Below are 22,547 nucleotides of genomic sequence, written 5' to 3'. Positions count from 1 at the left end.
CATGGAACCTAAAGAATTTGAAGAGCTTCATTTATCAAATGAAGAATGCAGAGAAATCATCACACCTTACGCCTTTAAAATTAACAAAAACTTATTAGGGCTACCGCTGGCAAGCGCTAATAGGCGTGGTTTTGCTATTTTGATAGATGTCTTTTTTATATTTGTCGCTGCTAAACTCAGTGCTGCGCTAATATCGGTTGTGGCTGCGTTAGCATTTTATCGTGGCATGAATGATAAATACCTACCACAAACAAAAACTTGGCTACGTAAATTTTTAAAGTTTAGTGCTGCGATTATACTATTTGTGGCCAGTATGGCGTTTTTAGATGAAACCGTTGATTATTTTAATTCCTCAGAAGATTTAATTACAGTTTCAAGTGATGTGACTTTAACTGAGCAGCAACAAAAACAGATAGAGGATTATTTAGAAGCTACAAAATCTGATGAATGTGAAGCAAGTTGTCAGCAAGCAGCTTTAGATGAATTAAAAGCAAAAAATACTGATATTGCCAGTGATGGTTTTTTTGATAATGAATTGACAGGCAAAACTGACCCCAAAATAGCAAGAGCGGTTATTTGGGGAATATATGAAAGTTATAAATCAGAGCAAAAAAAGCTGCAATCTAAAAAAGATAATCCAGCAAGTTCTCCTCTTGAAACAAACCATAGCTTAGTTGAGTGGATTAAAGTTGTCATTACCGATCTTGGTTTAGGATTTGGTTGGGCGGCTGTGTATTTTACGTTATTTACTTTGCTTTGGAGAGGGCAAACGCCAGGTAAAAAAATGATGGGTATTAGAGTCATCGCATTATCAGGTGAATATTTAAATGCCTGGGATTCATTTGGTCGTTATGGCGGTTATGGAGCCGGTTTTGCTACAGGTTTATTGGGTTTTATGCAAATTTATTGGGATCCAAACCGACAAGCAATTCAAGATAAAATCAGTGCAACAGTTGTAATCAAAGGTGACTTACCACCAATAGAAGTGCCTTTTATAAATGAGAAAGAGACTAAAAGTGACACATGATAAGACTTGCTAAATATATAGGGCACAGTGGTTACTGTTCTCGAAAGCAGGCTTCAAGGCATATTGATGCCGGTGATGTTATGGTTAACGGTAAGCCTGCCAATCATATTGATCATGTCACAGAGAATGATTGCATAACGATACTTGGACAGAGAATTAAAGTTGATACGCAGCGCGTTTATTATGCTTATCATAAGCCTGTAGGTATTGATTGTAAGCTTAATATGGATGATCCAGCCAGTCTGAGTCATAGTTTACCAACAGAGCAGCGAGTTTATCCTATTGGCCGCTTAGATAAAGATTCGAGAGGGTTGTTAATTTTAACGAATGATGGTGAGTTCTGTAATCAAATGACTCATCCTGACTTTAGCCATGAAAAAGAATATTTGGTTAAGGTTCAAGTAAAACCACAGCAACAGCCTTTAGATAATGACTTTGCTAAACAGATGGCGGGTGGTTTGATTGTTAATAAGCAATTAACCTTGCCTTGTAAAGTATCTATACTTTCAGCTGATACTTTTAAAATTATACTCACCCAGGGACTTAATCGTCAGATCCGAAAAATGAGTCATCAACTCGGTTATAAGGTGATTGATTTAAAACGCATCAGATTTGAGAAATATCACCTTGCCGACTTACCCGAAGGGCAATTAGTTAAGATCAACAAAGCATGCATAATTCTATAGACTTGAATATTTCGCATTTCTCCTTTGTATACAATAGTTAACTCAACTGATAAATTGCTTGTTCATTTTTAAGGAGATCGATTTGGGTTGGATTTTATTTACATTTTTAGCTGCATTTATGCAGGCATGGCGTAATGCATTACAAAGTAAGTTAAGTCAGTCGGTCAGTGTATCAGGCGTAACATTGGCAAGGTTTATAATCGCAGGGCCTATTGCTGCACTTTATTTATTTCTTTTATATCAGTGGCAGCAAACTGAGCTACCAAAATTAAATGCGACCTTTATTTTATTCATTGTAGGCGCATCTTTAGCACAAATCATTGCGACTGCTTTGATGGTGAAACTATTTAAACTCAATAACTACGCTGTAGGTGCTGGACTTGCAAAAAGTGAAGCTATTGTCGCTGCTATTCTTGGTAGTATGTTTTTTGGTAGTCAGTTATCCGCTTTAGGCTGGTTTGGTGTGGCAACAGGTGCGGTTGCTGTATTTTTATTAAGTGGTTTATCCTTTAAACAAAAACCCAACCTTAAAACGATTATGCTTGGTTTAGGCTCTGGCAGTGCGTTTGCACTGACATCTTTATGGATTAGAGAAGCAAGTCATAATATAGGCTTGCCATTTCCACATAGTGCCGCTTGGGTGCTGCTAATTGTTATTAGCTTACAAACTATTTTATTATTGTTATTTATTTCAATCACTCAAAAAGACACCTTAAATAAACTTTGGCAGCATAAAAAAACGACCTCGGCTGTGAGTTTTTGCAGTTGTATAGGCTCGATTGGTTGGTTTAGTGCTATGAGTTTACAGTATGTGCCTTATGTAAAAACATTAGGGCAGGTAGAAGTGTTTTTTACTATTTTAATATCCATTTATTGGCTTAAACAAAAACCTAAAAAACAAGATATGTTAGGTTTATTATTAATTGCTGTAGCAGCTATATTGGTAATGTATGATTAATAAAATATCGCAAGGATTTGTTTCTTCTCTATATAGCTTTAGTGGTTTAGTCATCGCATTTTTTATCTCTTGGATAGTGATGTTTAAGGTGGATTTTTTATACCCTACTTTTTATGATTTGTTATCTATTGATGAAACTATTTTAGAATTTGGTCCGCAAAATTATTATAAAAAAGGTTTTGAACTAACTTCAAAAGATACTCATATATCGCTATTTTCAGATATTGTCACTGCTATTCACAATGATGGGGTGGGTTTAGACAAAATTAGTTATACGTATAAAAATACTGAAAATTTCAAAGTCACATCGACATTTTTACATCAGGCAGAAGTGACTCACTTGCAAGATGTGGCATATTTATTGAGTATATTAATGAAAATGGCATTAGGTTTTTTTGTGGTTTGGTGCACGCTTTCATTTGGCTTTATATATAAAAATAAACCTCTTCCAAGTTTTAAATCTCAAATAAAATCTATTTTATTATTTATAGGCTACAGCTTGCTGGTGGTTTTAGTTATAGGCCCTCAAAAAGTATTTTATTGGTTACATACAGTGATTTTTCCTGCTGAAAACCAATGGTTTTTTTACTATCAAGACTCCCTAATGACCACGATGATGAAAGCTCCTATTTTATTTGCACCAATTAGCATTGTGCTTGTGGTCTTGGCTTTTTGTGTGTTTGTTCTTTTCACTGGTATTGTAAAGCGTGTTGAAAATAAATAAGAAAATAGAGTGGAATTAGTTGTGTTGTTTTTGAATGCAAAAACAATAAGTTAAAACAAGCGCGACTGAAGTCGCGCCTACGCTTTAAAGTAAAGTTAAGCTACATTTAGGGGTTACTTTTTACTATCAATACTCCATAAAACGTTTTGGTCAGATCCCATTATTGTTGTTGGCATTTGACCATTCCATTGTTGGGCTTTTACATACTCAACTAATGTTTTTGATTTACTCAAAGAAGCTGCTTTTGCTTTAATCGCTTCTGCTTCCGCTAAACCTTTTAGTGATATTGCCTCGGCTTCAGCTTCTGCCTCTTTTTTAATGGCATAAGCACGACCATCAGCTTGAGCTTTTGCAGCATCACGTTGCGCCATAGCAGTATTTACTTCTCGTTGCGCTTCTAATTTTTGACGATCGAGCTTATGTTGTTCTGCAGCAGCTAAATTTTTCTCAGTTTGTTTTGTTTCAATGCTTTGAATATATTTGGCCGGTAAAATGAGATTCTCTAATTGCGCTGAATCTAATTTAACAGGGTACTCCTTCATGCCATCAACAAGTAACTCTTCAATTTGCGCAATTACTTGAGAGCGGTTTTGTATTAGCTCTTCTGCTTTATATCGTGCTAACGCATCTTTTGCAGCAGATCTGAGTTTGGGGTCTAATATACGACTCTCAAACTGAGATAAACCACCATAAGCTTTAAATAACTCAAAAGCTTGATCGCGCTTAACAGTCCAGTTAATCGACACTTCTGCCACAACGGGCATTTGCTCATGGGTCGAAGCATTTAGTTTTTCAACATTCTTACGAGTACGAATTTCTAATACTTCTATGGTATCCACAAATGGGATTTTAGTATGTAACCCAGGGTTTACTTGCTCTGTTGCTTCACCAAAACGTTTGATTATGCCAACGTGACCTTCATCAACTGTATACATGGCTTGGTATGCTGTCGCTATGCCAGCAATAGCCAGTATTACACCGATAGCAGAACCTTTCTTTTTGCTAACAATAGCTGACAGATCTGGCAATTCATTTTGATTTTTTTGCATATTATTCCCTTATATATTTTTAAAATGTTTCTGATAAAACATAAAGTAACAAATTAAGGGGACAAACGAGAGTAAAAATGATTTTTGGTCATTTTTACCTCGTAAAAGGGTTATGAAGGAGATTTATGGCAGTGAATTCACTTATTTAAACTTTGGTAAAAGAGTTTTGTAACCCGTTCTTGTGGCAACCAGTTTGAGTAAGTTAATTTCAATGGGCTTAAAGGTTGTGCATCAATAATCGCTTGTTCAGTTTTATTTGTTTTCATTGCCTCTAAAACTAATTCTTTAGCCTTTTTGACTAAGTGTAAGTAGTTGTTGAGTTCTTGTTTATTGCTAATAGGACCGTGGCCAGGGATCACTTGAGTATTGTTATCTATTTTTTTTAATACATCAGTAACTGCATCAATCACACCATTAACACTACCTCCGCTATTCACATCAATAAATGGCAGACTGTTTAAATTAAAATATATATCCCCCATATGCACTATGTTAGCGTTATCAAAAAATACAATGGCATCACCATCGGTATGGGCATTTTTATAATGGATAAGTTTTGCATGCTCATCATTAAAATATAGGTTGATGTCTTTTGAAAAAGTAAGCACTGGTAAATAGTGGGATGCTTCACCATGTTTATCTTTGAGTCGCTCACGTACATTATCATGAGAGATGATATGCCCTCCTGATTTAGCAAAATTCTCATTACCACCAGTATGGTCTCCATGGTGATGGGTATTAATAACAAACTCTGGTACATCAGGTTTTATATCCTTAAGTTTGTTTTTTATGTCGTCTGATAATTTAGCAAATTGATCATCAACAATATAAATACCATCTTCACCAATACTGGCCGCTATATTGCCTCCTTGGCCAAATAATACATAAATATTCTGATTGAGTTTTTGTACTTTAACTACGTTTGCATAACTAAATGAAGTACTTAAAAGTAGTGCAGTGCTAAGACAAATTACATGTTTGAGCATAATAGTTCCCTTTTATTATTTAATTTCAGCATAAGTTAATTTTTAGTCTGGGTAAATAAACATCAAAAAAAGCTTGTATTATATAATTACAGGTGTAATCTATTCTTTATAAATTACAAGGGTAATCGTTATGTCGACAATAACAGAAATCAGTAAAACAGAATTTGAAGTACTAGAGGTGTTATGGCAGCAGCATCCTGCTTCAGCAAATGAGATCATTGCTAAGCTAAATGAAAATAAAGAATGGCATGAAAAAACAGTAAAAACCTTACTTAATCGTATGGTAAAAAAAGGCGCTATAGGATTCGAAAAACAACAAAGGACTTATATTTATACGCCTTTATTAGAGCGAGACTCTTATACATTAAAAGAAAGTAAAAGCTTACTTGAGCGTATGTTCAGTGGGAAAATCGCCCCTTTAGTTGCTGGTTTTGCAAAATCTGATGAACTATCAAAGCAAGATATATCAGAGTTAAAGCAATTGATTGATCAATGGGAACAAGACAATGATTAACATGTTAGCTGATTCTCAATTGCTAACTTGGTTAATTGAGCAGCAACTTTATATCTGTTTAATTATGATCGCATTAGTGTTTTTTGAGAAAAAGTCATTACCTAGTTTAGGCGCTAAATTAAGTTATAGCCTTTGGTTGATATTACCAGTGGGAATAATTTTGAATAATTTGCCTTTAGGGTTTGTGGCAATTGAAAATAATGAGATTACCCGTTATTTAGTGGGGATTCAATCACCTGAGTTTTCTCAAACGGAGTTGAATTATCTACCTTTAGTTTGGGGGGTAGGTGCGTTTTTTATTTTGTTTATTGGATTTTTTTCAAAGCAGCAACAGCAGATAGCATCATCTTTAACTCTGACAGCAGCACAAAATTTACCACTACAGTTACCTGATAGATTAAGGCTGTATCACTCAGATATTGTATCAAGCCCTTTATTATTAGGGGTTTATTCGCCTAAATTAGTTTTACCGACTCATTATCAAAAGTTATATAGTCAAGAACAGCTAAAAATGATTTTAGAGCACGAAATTTATCACTATAAACGTAAAGACAACTTATGTAATAGCCTAGCGATTATTGTTCTAAGTTTATTTTGGTTTAATCCTCTGATTTGGTTTGGCTATTTTAGTTATCGTCGCGTGCAAGAGATCTCATGCGATTCAGCTGTATTAAAAAGTAAAACAAAGTCACAGAGCATTGAATATGGTAAAGCCTTATTAATATGCGCTGAGCAAACAAGCACGAAACTTTGTGCTTATACACACTATGGAGAGAAGAGTACTATGTTGCAAAGAATTAATAATCTGAAACAAAAGAAATCTACAAAACCTTTAGCGCAATTAGCTGCAATTGCACTGACTACAAGCTTGTTGAGCGGTATAGCAGTAGCACATCAAGATGAAGCTCATGGCATGAAACAAGAACAGGTTTCTCCAATTATGCGTATCGAACCAAAATATCCTGTTCTAGCTGCCGAAGAAGGCACAGAAGGGGCTGTAGTGTTAGTTTATGATATTACACCTGCTGGTTTGGTTGAAAACGTAAGCGTAGTTACTGCACAGCCTAAAAAAGTATTTGATAAAGTTTCAAAAGTTGCTTTGAGGCAGTGGAAATTTGCTAAAACAGAGCATGGTGCTAAGCGTTTATTAGTACAATTAGATTATGCGATGAGTAAAGATAGTGAAAAAGCGCCTGATTTATTGGAACGTATTAAAGTGACTCACTAATTCACTTTTAATGAGAGATAACTTAAGCTTGTATATACAAATTTAATCAATTGAGTAATTTGTATATACAAGTTGCTTTTTATAAATCATATTTTCATTTTCACTCCTCCAAAGCCCCTATTTATAAGCAAAAAACCATATTAAAGAGACTTAACAGGTATCCCCCTTATTTTGAAGATTAAAAAGCGTTATCATATTGCTGTAGCCGTTGTGATATTAGCGTAGTTAAGGAAGTTGTAGTGGGTTCAGTGTTATCAAAAGTTAGACAGTTCGTTTCTATAGGGTTTTATGCGATAAATACCTTTTTTTGGGTATTGCCTATTATTATTTGTGGATTTTTAAAATTAATCCCAATTAAGCCGTGGCAGCAGTTTATAAGTTGGATTGCTAAATTTTTAGCGAGTCGCTGGGTTGCTTGTAACTCACTCATTCAAAATATAATGACACCATTTAAATTAGAAGTGACAGGTTTAGATGATTTGCAACCGAAAGATTGGTATTTGGTAATTGCAAATCACCAAAGCTGGGTTGATATTTTAGTGATGCAACGTTTATTACATAATCGTATTCCATTTTTAAATTTCTTTTTGAAAAAAGAACTTATTTATGTGCCATTTTTAGGGTTAGCATGGTGGGCATTAGACTTTCCATTTATGTCACGTACCAGCAAAGCACAATTAAAAAAGAACCCGTCACTACGTGGAAAAGATATAGAAACAACTCGAAAAGCATGTGAAAAATTCAAAGAAGTACCTGTAAGTATTGTGAATTTTGTTGAAGGAACACGCTTTACTGAAAATAAGCATAAAAGGCAGAAAAGTCCTTTTCAGCAATTGTTAAAACCAAAAGCGGGTGGCATTGCTTTTGTTTTACAAGCTATGGGCGATCAACTCTCTAAAATAGTTAATATCACCATACATTACCCTGATGGCATACCTAATTTCGTTGATTTTGCTAGCGGTAAAGTAAAGCGTATTCAAGTACATGTTGAAGTAATGCCTATTAGCGATGCATTAATCGGGGACTATAGTAATGATACTGACTTTAGAGTGCAGTTTCAGTCTGAGCTAAATAAAATGTGGCAAGATAAAGAGCAAAACATGAAAAAGCTATCTGAAAATGAGGTTGCTTAAACTTTAAGTTTCACTAAAAGGAATTCAAATGAGCCCGCTACAAACACTGGTTTTACCTTGGTTAGCTAACATGCCTGAGGCTGGTTTAATATCTGCGATTATCGCAGTATTATTAGGTATTAGTTTACTAGTTGTAGTGTACTTATTTGCAAGTCGCTTATTATTACCGACCTTGCAGAAAATCGCTTTATACTTCTCGCCAAAAACAATAGGTCCTTTAAGTCATTTAATCCATAAACTTGATCGAAGACTCTCGGTTTTGTTTTGTACAATTTTATTCTTAACAACCTTTCATTTTATTTACCCTTCTACAGAGTTACTTACATCTATATTTAAATCAGGCGGGCAAATTCTCTTAGTCATTTATGCAGGCTTAATATTTAGCTCTGTTGTGAGTATTGCTGGGGCGATATATAACCAACTCTCTTTTTCTAAAGATGTACCTATTCAAGGCTTAATCCAAGTCATTAAATTAGTCACCTTTATTGTAGCTGCTATTTTGGTTTTTAGTATCATGATAGGTAAAACACCCGCTTACATTTTATCGGGTTTTGGTGCGTTAGCTGCCGTTATTTTACTGGTATTTAAAGATACAATTCTTGGATTTGTTGCTAGCATTCAAATAGCAGCTAATCGCTTAGTAACTTATGGTGATTGGATTGAAGTAAAAAGTTTTGGTGCTGATGGTGAAGTTGAAGAGTTAGGGTTAAATACTGTAAAAGTACGCAACTGGGATAAAACAATAACGACAATACCTACCTATGCACTTATCTCTGATTCATTTAAAAACTGGCGTGGCATGTCTGAGTCTGGCGGCCGCAGAATCAAACGCTCCATGAATATTGATATGTTATCAATATCAATCGTTACAGAATCAATGCAAAATGAATTAATCAATAATGAAAACCTGCAAGGGTTTTTACTTAAAAATGTAAAGCCTTTAGTGGGACAAACGAATATTGGTTTATTTCGTCAATATGCAGAGTTTTATTTAAAGCAACATACCAGTTTGAATCAAAATTTAACTTTAATGGTACGTGAACTACAGCCAACAGAGCACGGTTTGCCAATAGAGTTTTATTGTTTCAGCCAAGATAAGCGCTGGATCCCTTATGAGCACCTTCAAGCCGATATTATTGACCACTTTTTAGCGATGTTATTAATTTTTAAATTAAAACCTTACCAAAGCATTAGCGGCGAATTAAAACTATAATTTTACAGATAAAATGAGTTGCTGGTTAATGTAAGTTAATTCAGCATCTTGTCTAAAAAACATCTCGTATTGCTTAAGTATTTTTCTGCGGATCAATCTAGGTGAGGTGAGTACACCTGAAACTATCAAATACCACTTTCCTTGCTCTATTTGAAAAGAAATAGATAAAGGGGATGCTATTTTTTGATTTAATAATGTCAATAAATTATAAACACAAAGGGGTGGTATAGTTACATTTTGCGCTAAGATGTGAGGTAAATCTATAATATTAATTTCGCCAGAATTAGCCAAGCACTGCATGTGCTTAACGGCTTGAAGTTCTTCACCAATAAGCACATTATCAAGTTTACTCGCCTTAAGTTTATAACGTAATAGCTCAGCTAAGTCTGTAATGGCATTTGATGCCAATTCTTCATCTTGTTCAATTAATTCTTCAATATTATCTAGACTCTGATAAAGAAACTCTGGTTGTATTTGTTGTGCTAAAATTTTTAAATTTAATTTTTGATTATCTTGCTCAAGCTTGCTTTTCTCTCTGGCTGATAAAGCCATTTGATAGCCGATACACCAAATAATATGAATATTTATGCTGATGGCAATGAGGCCGTAATAGAGTTTATCTCTATTTGTTGATTCTGAGTCCCAGAGGATGGTGAGTAAATTCAACGGAAAAAGCAAAACTAAATTAGTTAATACAATGGCAATCAAAATACTAAATAGCTTTTTTAAAGTTGAGGCCGCTTTATTTTTTGCAATTATTTTTCGTGCGACATAGTGCAATACCATTAAATTCATAATGACAAAAATGAGCCAGTCATGTGTATATACAAGTACTTTTTTTGCTTCAACAACGCTTAATGCGATTAAGGGTAAAGTCGTTAATAGAATAAATATTAGTACCTGGGCTAGCCAGTAATCGGTAAGTCTACGCATGTTTATTTTTATCAAAGTTATATGGAAGTACTAAGCTAACATGATAATTATTATCAGTTGTTAAGCCAAACTTAAGTTTATAGTTTTTATCAAAAATTAAATCTAACCTTTTTTGTAAATTGGTGAGTCCTGTTTTAGTACCATCAGCAGTAAAGTCAGGTTTGATAGGGTTAATAACTTCTAAAGTGAGTTTGCCACGATAGATTCTGGCACGAATAGTAATACAGCCGCCATGCATAATAGGTGCGATACCATGTTTAATTGCATTTTCTATAAAGGTAAATAAACTCATCGTTGGTATTTTTGCGTTGAGTGCTTTTTGATCTACAAGCCACTGCAATTCTAATCTTTCTTCAAATCGTACTTTTTCTAACTTCAGATAATGTTTACATAATTCTATTTCTTGTTGTAACTCTAATTGGTGTTGTTTGTTTTCAAAATGATGATGAAACAAAGCTCTAAATTGTTGTAGTAGTTTTTTTGCTTCAGTTTTATCCTCAAACAACATGCCCCTAATGCTATTTAATGCGTTAAATAAAAAATGAGGATTAAGCTGGTAAGTCAGAATATCCAGTTGTTGTTTTTTTAACTCTTTGAATAATCTTTTTTTATGTAAATAAGCAACAAATTGTAAAAATGATAATGCCCATAAGCAATAAAATAAGCTATGTACAAAGGCTTCAGCTAAAAATATGCCAATGCCTGTTTTATTTTCATATCCTGAATTAGGTGAAGGGGACTGGAAGCCGATATGAACTGAGTTTTTATTATCACTATCTGTGTTTGTTTCAGTTTTTATTTGCAATAAAAATGTACCAGGGACTGAGGCTGTGTGAGTATAAGTTGCACTGGCAAAGCCTGTGATAAAAGAGAAAAAAATAGCGCTGAGGTATATCGTTTTAGTGGTGTATTTTTTAAATTGAATATATTTAATAGGAGAATAAATAAATACTAAAGGGAGCAAAACTAAAAGCGCACAGTTATGTAAAAAAGTACTAATTGTACTTTTATCAAATTCAAACGGAGTAAACTGGATTTCAAGATAGATGCATGCCAGTAATAGAATTTGCAAGCTTTGAAAGATGATTAAGCTTTTATACTGACGAAATATTTTTGGCACAATGCGTTCCGGTTTTATTCTCGAAACGTGACCTTAATTGTTTTTATTCAAAATGGCAATTTTATAGCGCTTTAAATAGATAATTTCTATTTTATAATATTTGGAAGTTATAGTATTTTTGAGAGAACTTCATTTATTCGAACACTACGAATAAATGAAGTTTTTAGATTTTAGATTAATTAATCTTCGTCTTTATCTACAACAACAAATGCGGCTGCATTGTAGTTATCAGTTGTTTCTGGTGCGATGAAAATAGTATGGAATTCATCTTCAACAGGTTCAATTGTATATTCAAGAATTGGCGCAATTGAATCTGCTTTAGTAATTTTAAGTTGAGTATTGTCAATATTTAAATTGATGTACTCACTACCATCACCGTATTCTAAATCTTCAGCGACTAATTTATCTCCGATATACACATCTATTAAACCGGTGTTTGATGAGAAAGTATGCATAATAATTACACGGTATTGGTTATCTGCAATGTCTTCGTCTTTTACAAAAACAGCACCTAATGTCGGCTCAAGTTGTGAGTCTTCATTTTGATCAAGGTAAGCAAAAACAACATATTCTTCATCATGAGATAAACTAAAAGATGTTTTTTCGATTACATCTTCTAAAGTATTACCGTCAGTCGCTTTAAATGAATAGCTAGAATATGATTCATCTTGATATAAGGTTTGTTCAATAGTTGCTTGTCCGTACTCGAGCGCTGAATCAGGAGATAGAGACATTTCTTCATCATTATTTTTATCAAACCATATAATGTTTAATTCGTTATTAACTAAGTTAATAGCTGTAACGTCGCTTTCATACGTCTCGTCACTCGTACAACCTGTTAAAATGAAGCTGGTTGTCAGTAATGCAATTATTGATGCTTTCATATAAATAAACTAAATTCAAAAGGAGGTGTTTTTTTATTATACATTTTCATAGATGCGGGAAACTGTAGCCAAATGTTACCAACACAGGTAAATAGTGTAATCAAAGCGACAAACATAGAGAAATACATTAAAATGGCGATGTTTTCTACTTTTGCAAAGCAAGGATTTTTGCACTTATTTTAGGTGTAACTTTTGAAAAAATTCATATCTTATAAAATGATATTTTTAGTACTTTTACTGATGTTTGATATGCCAGTTGCTATAGCACATCATCCGCAAATCGTTTTAGGTATTAATCATGCACCCCCGTATACTTTTGTCGATACTAATCAACAAGGCTCTGGGATTATATTGGATATAATGCAGCGCATTGAAGTTGATGTTGGTTTTGAATTACAAGTTGTATCTTGTCCGTTTCCTCGTTGCTTGAAAATGGCTAAAGAAGGCAAAATAGATATGTTGGGTGGCTTAATTAAAAACCCGCAAAGAAATGACTATTTAGACTTTATCGAACCAGCTTACATGGTATTAAATTCGTCCTTTGTATTTTATGCTTTGAAAGATAATAATATTGAAGTTAATACTTATGAGCAACTCTCAAATAAACGTATTGCTGTTACAAGAAAAGCAGCACATTTTGAACGATTTGATAATGATTTAACACTCGATAAAGTTTTAGTTTCTTCTGAGAAAGTTGCTATGGATATGTTACTCAAAGACCGTGTTGACATTGTTATTGCAGTGGAAGAAACCGCTGACTATTCCTTAAAATACTTAAATCAAGATCGTCATAAATTGCAGAAATTAAATTATAGATATACAGATACTATTTTGGGTTATGCAGCTTTCTCACGTAAATATCATAATTTAGAGATTTTAAATAAAATAAAACAAAAAATGCGTGATTTTCAAAAAAATGGCATGTTAACCGAGCTTGTAAAACCTTATAATTTACCTCCAATTAATGAATAGTTTAAGTTTCTGGTTACAGGTTTGTGATTTAATGTAATCGCTTCATCTTGTGTTCAGTTAATTTTATTTATTATTGCGTTATCGCTTTATAAAAATCCTTTAGGGAATGAATCATGTTATTGAAAAAAACACTTGTACCGGTCGTTGTGGCTTCACTTGTATTAACTGGCTGTGCATCTACCAACGCTGAGAAAGGCGCTGCGATTGGTGCTATTTCAGGTGCTGTTTTAGGTAAAGCAACTAGTAATCATAAAAATAAACGCGCTGTATTTGGTGCAGCAATTGGTGCTATTGCAGGTGCTGCGATTGGCGATTATATGGATAAGCAAGAACAGGCTTTTCGTGATGAGTTATCAGGTTCTGGTATTGATGTAGTGCGTGAAGGCGATAATTTACGTTTGATCATGCCTTCGAATATTACATTTGCAACAGGTCAGTCATATATCACATCTGGTTTTCACACGACTTTAAACGATGTAGCTAAAGTACTTGTTAAGTTTGATAAAACATTATTAAGCATCGAAGGGCATACAGATAGTTCAGGTGCGGCTGATTTTAATCAAAAACTTTCAGAGCAACGTGCTACAAGCGTTAAATCATACCTAATGAATCAAAACATTTTAGCAGCGCGTTTAAATACGACAGGTTATGGTGAAACACAGCCAGTAGCGGCTAATAATACAGCGCAAAATAAAGCGTTAAACCGCCGTGTTGAGATTCAAATTGTGCCTAATGAAGCATAAAACTGCTTGAAGCTAGGAGATTAGGTTTTCTTCTAGCTTCTAGCTTCTAGCTTAAATTTCAGCTGCTACTACTGAGATTTCTACTAGTAATACATCACGTGCCATACTTGCTTGAACACATGCACGTGCCGGCGCATAACCTTCATTTACCCAGTTATCCCATACTTCATTCATTTGAGCAAAATCAGCCATATCTTTAATATAAATTGTTGCTGATAATATATGGTTTCTATCACTGCCAGCTTGTTCAAGTAATGAATCTACTTTATCTAACATAGTTTGAGTTTGCTCTTTGATCCCTTGTGTCGCATCAGCACATACTTGGCCACACAAATAAATTGTACCGTTATGTTTTACAATTCGGCTCATGCGTTGTTTTGTTTCTTGGCGCTCAATCGTCATTATTAGTCTCATTTTAAAGGGGTTAAGTATTCAACGAGAGATATTAACAAACTTATGTATTAAACGATCTTTTTAAATCAGCTTGCTAATAAAATTTAATTCTAAGATATAGTGCATTAATAAAACACTTGATAAAAAGCACGTTCGTGCTATTTTTAGGGTGTGAGTTTTTATTATTGGTTGAAATTTTTATGAGTAAAGCAAAAAAAACACGACAGCAAATACTGGAAGTAGCATTAAAAATGGCTACTTCTACTAGCTTAAATGATTTAACGATTGGCAGTTTAGCTGTTGCCGTTGATATGTCTAAATCTGGATTATTCTCACATTTTAAATCAAAAGAAAACTTACAGTTGGCTGTGTTGCAATATGCGCATGATTTATTTCGTGAAATTGTGACGATTCCTGTATTGGAAATACCATCACCATTAGAGCGTTTAATTCAAGTATGTGATAACTGGTTAGGGTGGTATGAGTCGCAAGCTAAGACTTGTATATATATTTCAGCGTCAGTTGAATTTGATGATCAACCAGGCTTAGTACATGACAAAGTCGCTGATGATTTAGCTAAATGGCTAAGCTTTTTAATTGCTACGGTACAAGCTGCAATAGATGAAAAAGAACTAAAACCAGATACAGATGCTAAGCAATTTGTTTATGAGCTTTACTCTTTGTATTTAGGCAGTCAGAGCATGATTTGGGTCGGCTTTGAAGATACTTCACATAATCGCTTTAAATTGGCATTAACATCATTAATAACACGCGTTAGGAGCTAGATATGAGTAATAAAATCTATTTTTCGGATAAGAGAACAAGTAAATCTTTGAGTTATTATTTAGTTAAAGCACTTTCTAATGCTGCATATTTTTTAGCACCTAAATTTGCAAAACAACAAACGCAAAAATTGTTATTAACACCTATATTAAGTAAAAAATTAAAATCGACACAAACTGATTTTGAGCAACAAAAGCTTGCTACGCAATATGGAGACTTAAATCTTTATCGTATTGGTCAAGGTCCAAAGGTGATTTTGACACATGGCTGGGCGGGCGGCGGCGCACAGTTTTTTACTTTAATGGAAAAAATCGCTGAGGCTGGTTATGAAGCAATTGCTTTTGATCATTTAGCGCATGGCAATAGTGGAGGAAAATTTGCTAACTTACCTCTGTTTATTAAGGGGTTAAAGACGGTATTAAATCATGAAGGTAAAGGTAACTTAGCCTGCATTGTAAGCCACTCAATGGGCACTGTGAGTGCGTTAAACCAAGATAAATCAATCAAGCATCTATTGATTGCGCCGACATTTGGTTTTTATCAATCATTTGAGCAGCGTATTTTATCAACAGGATTAAAATCTCGATTATTTCATAATCTGTTAAGTGATATTGAAGTTGAGCATGATTTAACATTTAAATCGCTGTTACCCGAACCGCATTTATCGCAAACGCAACAGCAAATTCAAATAGTGCATGATGAAGGTGATAAATTTGCCCCTTTTGATTTAACTGCTGAGCAAGTATCACAATTTGAACATGTTAACTTAACTGCCACACAAGGCTTAGGGCATGGGCGAGTGATAAATTCAGAGCAAACATGGCAAGCTTTTTTGAGCTTAATGAAAGCTGCTTAATATAATGAATCCAATAGTATTACTGATAAGCAGATACTATTGGAACGTATCACTTTGATCCTAAATAAAGCTAGCAACTTCACTTAAATCTTTTTTCACTAATGCATGATCGGGTACTGTAGCATCATCAGCTGGATAGCCTGCAATCAGTAGCATATAGGCTCTTTCGTTATCTGGATTTCGGTTACAAATTTTAGTTAAAAAACTCATAGGTTTTGGCGTATGAGTTAATGTTACTAAGCCACTATGATGTAGTGCTTGAATTAAAAACCCAGTAGCGATGCCAACGGATTCATGAACATAATAATTTTGGTTTTTATCTTCAGCATGGATACCGCCTTTCTTTTGGCTAAAAATAGCAATTAACCAAGGTGCCGATTCTAAATAAGGTTTGCTGGCATCTGTGCCTAAAGGTTTTAGGGCATCTAACCATTCTTCACCAGCACGACCTTCATAAAATGATCTTTCAAGATTTTCAGCTTCAATACGAATTTGCTTTTTGATATCAGCACTATGAATCGCAACAAAGTGCCAAGGTTGATGGTTAGCACCGCTAGGTGCCGTGGCCGCAGCTTTTAGGCAAGTTTCTATTATTTCTTTTGGCACGGGTCTATCTGAAAAAGATCGTATAGAATGGCGACGTTTAATGTTTTCGTAGTTTTCTTTAGCTTTTTCTAGCATTTCATCATGTGGATATTCGATAAAATCTGATAATGGGATATTATTATGTTGTTGCATATGCAGCTCTTTTTATTTGTTTTGATTGTTATAGCTGTGTAATGATTAAAGATCAAGCGAATTATTTATGAGGCTAAATTGTTTAGATTAAGCATTGTACAATGCCATAAAAACAATTTTTGTACTAAAAATTACAATTGTTCACTAAGTATTCAGTTTGGCAGTGTAAAATACAGCTATCAAATTAAATTACTGGGGAGCGCGGTTAATATGCAAATTCAACCATCAAATCATTATGCTCAAGTTGGGCAAAGTAGTACACCTAAAATGGAACAGGCTCAAGTTCAGGCTCCTGCAGTAAATGAAGTATCTTCTACGGTTGTACAATTGTCTTCACAAGCTCAGGCTTTATTTGCTGCAGATAGACCAAGCATTCCTGAAAACCCTACATTACCTAATGATGGTCAATATATTGAAGCTAAAAAATCAATTGCTAAATATAATGCATATCAAAATTTAACAGATGATTCGTTGTCAGCAAAAGAAGCATATGTTGTAAAAAATAATGATGAAGTTCGTCAAGCAGTCGTCGCTAAAGAAGCAATGGAGCAGCAAGCTAAATTATTAGCTGTGTACGCTAATGCAAATGATGAAGATCAAACAATTCCCATTGATTACACTGTTTAGTATCTAATTAAGAACCGCCCATTTTGGCGGTTTTTTTGTTTCAGTCCTTTTTTATTCTATTATTTCAAAAAACCACTTATCACCGCAATTTACCTTTAATCACTTTCTTGTATGTTTTTTAAGCCTGTTTATTTAGCATAGCGACAGTAAAATAAATTAATTTACAATTTTATAACAAGCGATATAACTAAAACAAAACTAACAAGTGCTTAAGAGAGAGTGAATATGTTAACTATTAATGGATTATCAAAAACATACGATAATGGTGTTAAAGCTTTAGATGACGTTAATTTAGAGATACCAAAAGGTATGTTTGGTTTATTAGGTCCAAATGGAGCGGGTAAATCATCTTTAATGAGAACTATCGCCACATTACAGCAAGCTGATAAAGGTTCGATTAACTTTGATGGCATAGATGTATTTGCTGATCCTCAAGCACTGCGCCAAAGGTTAGGCTACTTACCACAAGACTTTGGTGTTTATCCACGCATTAGCGCTTATGAATTATTAGATCATATGGCTATTTTAAAAGGCATTAAAAATAAAGGCGAAAGAAAAGAAGCGGTTGAAGGTTTATTAGCGCATACCAATTTATATCAGCATCGTAAAAATGCGGTTAGTGGTTTTTCTGGCGGTATGCGTCAGCGTTTTGGTATCGCTCAGGCTTTATTAGGTGATCCTGATTTATTAATTGTTGATGAACCAACAGCAGGTTTAGACCCTGAAGAACGAAATCGTTTCCATAACTTATTAGTGAGCTTGGGTGAACAAAAAGCCATTATTTTATCAACACATATAGTAGAAGATGTATCTGAGCTTTGTCCTAACATGGCAGTATTAGCTTCAGGTAAAATTGTGCTGCAAGGTAATCCAATTGATTTAACAGATACATTAAATGGTCAAATTTGGCGTAAATCAGTAAGCCAAGCTGAATCGGTTGAAATAGAAAAAAATATGCCTGTGATCTCTAAGCGATTATTTGCAGGTCAAACAATTGTTCATATCCTAGCGCAAAATGCACCTGAAGGGTTTGAAAGTGCACCTGCTAATTTAGAAGATGTGTATTTTTCTACTTTGCATTCACATCGTAATACTAATCAAACTAAAGCTGCTTAGGAGTCTATTATGTTAGCTAAAATGTTTATGTTTGAATGGCGCTACTTTGTTAGGCAGCCATCTTTTTATGTGACCAGTTTGATTTTCTTTTTACTCACTTTTTTTGCCACGGTTAGTGAAAATGTACAAATCGGTGGTGGTGGTAACGTATTATATAACGGACCATTCTCTATCGCGCAAACACTATTAATTATGGGCATATTTGCGATGTTTTTAGTGGTGAATTTTGTTGCGAGTACTGCTACTCGTAATGATACTAGCCGCATGTCAGAACTACTTTATAGTAAACCGATTAACCCTTTAAGTTACCAATTAGGACGTTTTTTAGGGTCTTTTGCTGTTGTAGCGACTGTATTTTTATTTGTTCCTTTAGGTATTTTATTAGGTACTTTAATCGGAGGTATGACTGGTTGGGTTGATCCAGAGCGTTTAGGTGCAACAGATTTAACGCACTACATTACTTCTTACTTTTACCTGTCTTTACCTACTTTGTTAGTTTTATCTTGTTTCTTTTATGCTGTTGCGATTCGTTTTAGATCTATGATGGCGGTATATCTATCGGCTGTAGCCTTGTTTATTTTATATATCATTGCAGGTCAGTTTGCTTCTGAGCCTGAGTACCGTACTTTGGCTGCTTTATTAGACCCATTTGCCTCAAATACTTTTCGTGAGGTAACACGTTATTGGACTATGTTTGATAAAAATAACTCTGGTATCGAAATGACAGGCATATTGTTACAAAACCGTATGATTTGGCTGGTTGTTGCGGCATTTATCATGGTGTTTTTTGGTGGTTTTAGCAGTAAAGTACGTTTATCTAAAGTTAAAACATCTAAAAAGTCTAAAAAAGAAAAGGAAACTGATTTCAGTCATTTATTAAATAATAATATCCTTTTTAAAAGCGCGGGAATTCAAACGCTAGCGCATTTAATTATGCGTACTAAATTTGAAATAAAGCAGGTTATTTTCAGTGCGCCTTTTATGGTTTTAAGCGTATTAACAATCTTTTTATTAGTTGCTCCTTTAGTTGACCCTCAGGGGATGTTTGGCACACCTAATTGGCCTTTAACTCAAGCTATGGTGAGTATAATTATTAACTCAACAAGTTTATTGATGATGATTATTTTAGCCTATTATAGTGCTGAAATAGTATGGCGTGAACGTAGTTCAGGTATGGGAGATATTGTTGACTCAATGCCTGTTCATAATATCACTTTTTGGTTATCAAAAATGATTGCGATCAGCCTAATTTTAGTTGTGCTATTTGTATTTGGTACAGGTGTCACTTTACTTAATCAAATGTTGAATGGTTATAGTAACTTTGAATTATCTCAATATGCGATTCGTTTAGGTTATGTGAATTTAGTGCCTTGGATCATGGTTGCTGTGATGGCATTCTTTTTACAAGTGATAAGTCCTAATAAGTATATCGGCATGATGTTATTTGTACTGTATATCATCAGTACAATTGTATTAAGTAACTTTGGTTTTAGTCATAACATGTTCCAATTCTCAGGTTCACCACAAGTACTTTATTCTGATATTAATGGTTATGGTCAATTTTTAACAAGTCATTCTTGGTATATGCTGTATTGGGGTGGCGTTACAATTATATTAGGAGCTTTAGGTTATGCTTTATGGCATAGAGGGCCAGCACAACCATTAAAAGTTAGAATCAAAAATGTAGGGTATTACTTAGGTTTACCAGGTAAAGCGGCAATTGCGGCTGGACTTGTTATTTCGATCTGTGCAGGGGGTTACATTCACTATAATACGCGAGTATTAAATGAATTTGTGATCCAAGATGATAGAGAAGCATTACAGGCTGAATATGAGAAAGAATATGTGGCATTTATTAATGCTGAAATTCCGACAATTACTAAAACAAAAGCCATTATTGATATTTACCCTGAGCAACTGAAGGTAATTGCGCAAGCAGATATCGTCATAAAAAACACATCAAATAAAGCCATATCTAAGTTTTTAGTTTCTAGACCAAGTGCGAATACACAGCAATGGAATGTTGAAATTACAGGCGGCATTATGGGTGAACATAATGATAAATTTAATACTGCTTGGTTTAATTTCGAACCTGCGTTACAGCCTGGAGAAGAGCGTAACGGTAAATTAACAGCTGTTCGTGAAAGACGCGGTTTTACAGATGGAAATTCCGATGTTAATTTAGTTGAAAATGGTACTTTCTTAAATAATTTTGAGATTTTCCCTAACTTTGGTTATGTGCCAAGCTATCAATTAACTGATCGTCATAAACGTCGTCAACATGATTTAGAGCCATTAAAACGCGCAAATAAGCTGGAAGATGAAGATTTTCATAATGAAAGTTTCTTTGGAAAAGGTGTCGGTTTTATAGACTTTGAAGCGATTGTAACCACTTCTGAAGATCAGTTTGCAATTGCACCAGGTTATTTACAAAGTGAAACTGTGGCTAATGGTCGTCGTACTTTTCATTATAAAATGGATGCGCCTATAGTTAACTTTTATTCCGTAATGTCAGCTAAGTTAGCGCAGAAAAAAGAGCAATACAAAGGCATAAATATAGAAGTGTATTACCATGAAAATCATCATATGAATGTAGATCGTATGATTGAATCAGTACGAGATTCAATTGACTACTTTACTGCTAATTTTGGTGAATACCAGCATAAACAAATGCGTATTATAGAGTTTCCTGGTTATCGTTCATTTGCACAAAGTTTTGCTAATACTGTGCCTTACTCAGAACAAATTGGTTTTATTACTGATTTAAGAGATCCTGAAAATATCGACCCTGTATATTATGTTACGGCGCATGAAGTGGCTCACCAATGGTGGGGACATCAAGTCGGCGCAGCTAATGTACAAGGCAGCGCAATCATCTCGGAAAGCTTATCGCAATATTCAGCATTAATGATTATGGAGAAAAAATATGGTCCAGAAAAAATTCGTAAATTCTTAAAATATGAATTAGATCGTTATTTACGAGGTCGTAGTGTGGAGTTTTTAGAAGAAATGCCATTATTACGAAGTGAGAATCAGCAATATATTCATTATCGTAAAGGTTCAGTTGTAATGATGTCATTGAAAGATCGTTTAGGTGAAGCAAGATTAAATGAAGCTTTACAGGCATTCTTAAATGAATTTAAGTATCAAAGTACACCTTATCCAACAACGCTCGACTTAATGGCGTTTATTACACAGGATGCAAATGAGCAAGAAAAAGCATTTGTGAGTAACTTGTTTGAACATATCAGTTTATATGATTTAAAAACGACGGACGTAAAAGTTACACAAGTTGAAGGTCAAGAAGACTTATTTGATATTACTTTAACAATTGAGGCGGCGTTAAATCGTGCGGATGGTCAAGGCCAAGAAACAGCCGTTGAGTTTTCTGACTTAGTTGATATTGGCTTATTTAGTGATGATCCAGAAAACTTAGGTGCTGATGATTTTGTGATGTATTTACAAAAGCATGAAATAAAATCGGGCACGAATGAAATTAAGTTACAGGTAAAAGGTAAACCTAAATTCGCGGGTGTTGACCCATTTGTAAAGTTGGTTGATAAAGACGGTGCAGATAATATTTACCGTTTATAGATGTAACCTACTAGGCCTCTTAAACTACTTTTAGAGGTCTAACTTTGGGAGTTAGCTGTTAAATTTGTTACTGATACGTAAATAGGAACTGTTTATTTGAGTAATCGTTGCATTTGTTTACATTGGAGCTTTATTTCTCTGGAGCCCTTTGTTACAGTGCGCGCCGTCTTCATGTATGAAGACATCCTGTTGATGATGCATTCTTAGGGATGCACCGTATTAATAGCTTCTCCCCAGATTGCTATACCCGGCTTACTAGATAAGCCGGTC

The 22,547-nt window shown here is 34.4% G+C and carries 22 protein-coding genes; 15 read left to right on the top strand and 7 right to left on the bottom strand.

Features of this window, described 5'->3' with window-relative positions; translation table 11 throughout:
• Position 1: 1 nt before the first annotated feature.
• The 4 genes from KO527_RS00400 (at position 2) to KO527_RS00385 (ending at position 3,395) form a co-directional block, all read left to right on the top strand.
• Positions 2-1,027, top strand: a complete 1,026-nt coding sequence (locus KO527_RS00400) for an RDD family protein (RefSeq protein ID WP_216038452.1) — start codon at positions 2-4, stop codon at positions 1,025-1,027.
• Positions 1,024-1,713 (top strand): RNA pseudouridine synthase, encoded by a 690-nt coding sequence (locus KO527_RS00395; RefSeq protein ID WP_216038451.1) that lies wholly within the window; start codon positions 1,024-1,026, stop codon positions 1,711-1,713. The genes KO527_RS00400 and KO527_RS00395 overlap by 4 nt, the downstream gene beginning before the upstream one ends.
• Before the next feature lie 82 nt (positions 1,714-1,795).
• On the top strand, positions 1,796-2,671 hold the full coding sequence (locus KO527_RS00390) for a DMT family transporter (protein WP_216038450.1): 876 nt from the start codon (positions 1,796-1,798) through the stop codon (positions 2,669-2,671).
• Positions 2,664-3,395: a DUF1461 domain-containing protein gene (locus KO527_RS00385; protein ID WP_216038449.1), complete on the top strand. Its 732-nt coding sequence runs from the start codon at positions 2,664-2,666 to the stop codon at positions 3,393-3,395. Before KO527_RS00390 ends, KO527_RS00385 begins: the two co-directional genes overlap by 8 nt.
• Before the next feature lie 113 nt (positions 3,396-3,508).
• Here KO527_RS00385 and KO527_RS00380 read toward each other — a convergent pair whose 3' ends face one another.
• Both KO527_RS00380 and KO527_RS00375 read right to left on the bottom strand, forming a co-directional pair.
• Positions 3,509-4,444 carry a prohibitin family protein gene (locus KO527_RS00380; RefSeq protein ID WP_216038448.1) on the bottom strand — a complete coding sequence of 312 codons (936 nt, stop codon included), beginning with the start codon at positions 4,442-4,444 and terminating at the stop codon, positions 3,509-3,511.
• Between the two features lie 137 nt (positions 4,445-4,581).
• The gene (locus tag KO527_RS00375; RefSeq protein WP_216038447.1) at positions 4,582-5,430 is read right to left on the bottom strand and encodes an MBL fold metallo-hydrolase; all 849 of its coding nucleotides are present in this window, start codon (positions 5,428-5,430) and stop codon (positions 4,582-4,584) included.
• A 139-nt stretch (positions 5,431-5,569) separates the two neighbouring features.
• Between KO527_RS00375 and KO527_RS00370 the strand changes: the two genes are divergently transcribed.
• The 4 genes from KO527_RS00370 to KO527_RS00355 all read left to right on the top strand — a co-directional run bounded on the left by KO527_RS00370 (position 5,570) and on the right by KO527_RS00355 (position 9,518).
• Positions 5,570-5,944, top strand: coding sequence for a BlaI/MecI/CopY family transcriptional regulator (locus KO527_RS00370; RefSeq protein ID WP_042150158.1), 375 nt, complete (start codon positions 5,570-5,572; stop codon positions 5,942-5,944).
• Positions 5,937-7,172 (top strand): M56 family metallopeptidase, encoded by a 1,236-nt coding sequence (locus KO527_RS00365; RefSeq protein ID WP_216038446.1) that lies wholly within the window; start codon positions 5,937-5,939, stop codon positions 7,170-7,172. Before KO527_RS00370 ends, KO527_RS00365 begins: the two co-directional genes overlap by 8 nt.
• A 239-nt stretch (positions 7,173-7,411) precedes the next feature.
• Positions 7,412-8,305: an acyltransferase gene (locus KO527_RS00360; protein WP_354668589.1), complete on the top strand. Its 894-nt coding sequence runs from the start codon at positions 7,412-7,414 to the stop codon at positions 8,303-8,305.
• 22 nt (positions 8,306-8,327) lie between these two features.
• The gene (locus KO527_RS00355; RefSeq protein ID WP_216038473.1) at positions 8,328-9,518 is read left to right on the top strand and encodes a mechanosensitive ion channel domain-containing protein; all 1,191 of its coding nucleotides are present in this window, start codon (positions 8,328-8,330) and stop codon (positions 9,516-9,518) included.
• Here KO527_RS00355 and KO527_RS00350 read toward each other — a convergent pair.
• From KO527_RS00350 to KO527_RS00340, 3 genes are all read right to left on the bottom strand, one after another.
• A complete protein-coding gene (locus KO527_RS00350) occupies positions 9,513-10,451 on the bottom strand; it encodes a histidine kinase (protein WP_216038445.1) in 939 nt (312 codons plus the stop codon). The genes KO527_RS00355 and KO527_RS00350 overlap by 6 nt on opposite strands.
• Positions 10,444-11,571, bottom strand: coding sequence for a histidine kinase (locus tag KO527_RS00345; RefSeq protein ID WP_216038444.1), 1,128 nt, complete (start codon positions 11,569-11,571; stop codon positions 10,444-10,446). The genes KO527_RS00350 and KO527_RS00345 overlap by 8 nt, the downstream gene beginning before the upstream one ends.
• A gap of 179 nt (positions 11,572-11,750) precedes the next feature.
• Positions 11,751-12,455, bottom strand: coding sequence for a DUF4397 domain-containing protein (locus KO527_RS00340; RefSeq protein ID WP_216038443.1), 705 nt, complete (start codon positions 12,453-12,455; stop codon positions 11,751-11,753).
• A 192-nt stretch (positions 12,456-12,647) separates the two neighbouring features.
• On the opposite strand from KO527_RS00340, the gene KO527_RS00335 reads away from it, so the two are divergent.
• The gene (locus KO527_RS00335) at positions 12,648-13,427 is read left to right on the top strand and encodes a transporter substrate-binding domain-containing protein (protein WP_216038442.1); all 780 of its coding nucleotides are present in this window, start codon (positions 12,648-12,650) and stop codon (positions 13,425-13,427) included.
• Between the two features lie 113 nt (positions 13,428-13,540).
• Positions 13,541-14,170 carry an OmpA family protein gene (locus KO527_RS00330; protein ID WP_216038441.1) on the top strand — a complete coding sequence of 210 codons (630 nt, stop codon included), beginning with the start codon at positions 13,541-13,543 and terminating at the stop codon, positions 14,168-14,170.
• Between the two features lie 51 nt (positions 14,171-14,221).
• Here the strand turns inward: KO527_RS00330 and KO527_RS00325 are convergent, their stop codons facing one another.
• A complete protein-coding gene (locus KO527_RS00325) occupies positions 14,222-14,572 on the bottom strand; it encodes a RidA family protein (protein WP_216038440.1) in 351 nt (116 codons plus the stop codon).
• A gap of 191 nt (positions 14,573-14,763) precedes the next feature.
• Here KO527_RS00325 and KO527_RS00320 point away from each other — a divergent pair, with 191 nt between their 5' ends.
• A complete protein-coding gene (locus KO527_RS00320; protein ID WP_216038439.1) occupies positions 14,764-15,348 on the top strand; it encodes a TetR/AcrR family transcriptional regulator in 585 nt (194 codons plus the stop codon).
• Positions 15,349-15,350: 2 nt separating this feature from the next.
• Entirely contained in the window at positions 15,351-16,202 is an 852-nt protein-coding gene (locus KO527_RS00315; protein WP_216038438.1) for an alpha/beta hydrolase, read from the top strand.
• A gap of 60 nt (positions 16,203-16,262) precedes the next feature.
• Here the strand turns inward: KO527_RS00315 and KO527_RS00310 are convergent, their stop codons facing one another.
• Complete coding sequence (locus KO527_RS00310) at positions 16,263-16,940, bottom strand: nitroreductase family protein (protein WP_216038437.1); 678 nt, start codon at positions 16,938-16,940, stop codon at positions 16,263-16,265.
• A 210-nt stretch (positions 16,941-17,150) separates the two neighbouring features.
• On the opposite strand from KO527_RS00310, the gene KO527_RS00305 reads away from it, so the two are divergent.
• From KO527_RS00305 to KO527_RS00295, 3 genes are all read left to right on the top strand, one after another.
• Entirely contained in the window at positions 17,151-17,567 is a 417-nt protein-coding gene (locus KO527_RS00305) for a hypothetical protein (protein WP_216038436.1), read from the top strand.
• A gap of 225 nt (positions 17,568-17,792) precedes the next feature.
• Positions 17,793-18,683 (top strand): ABC transporter ATP-binding protein, encoded by an 891-nt coding sequence (locus KO527_RS00300; protein WP_042150139.1) that lies wholly within the window; start codon positions 17,793-17,795, stop codon positions 18,681-18,683.
• A gap of 9 nt (positions 18,684-18,692) precedes the next feature.
• Positions 18,693-22,277 (top strand): M1 family aminopeptidase, encoded by a 3,585-nt coding sequence (locus KO527_RS00295; protein WP_216038435.1) that lies wholly within the window; start codon positions 18,693-18,695, stop codon positions 22,275-22,277.
• Positions 22,278-22,547: the final 270 nt, after the last annotated feature.

It is taken from the genome of Pseudoalteromonas sp. C2R02, assembly GCF_018860845.1.
GTDB lineage: Bacteria > Pseudomonadota > Gammaproteobacteria > Enterobacterales > Alteromonadaceae > Pseudoalteromonas.
The sequence above is the reverse complement of the archived record's forward strand: the minus strand, read 5'-3'. Positions and strand labels throughout refer to the sequence as shown.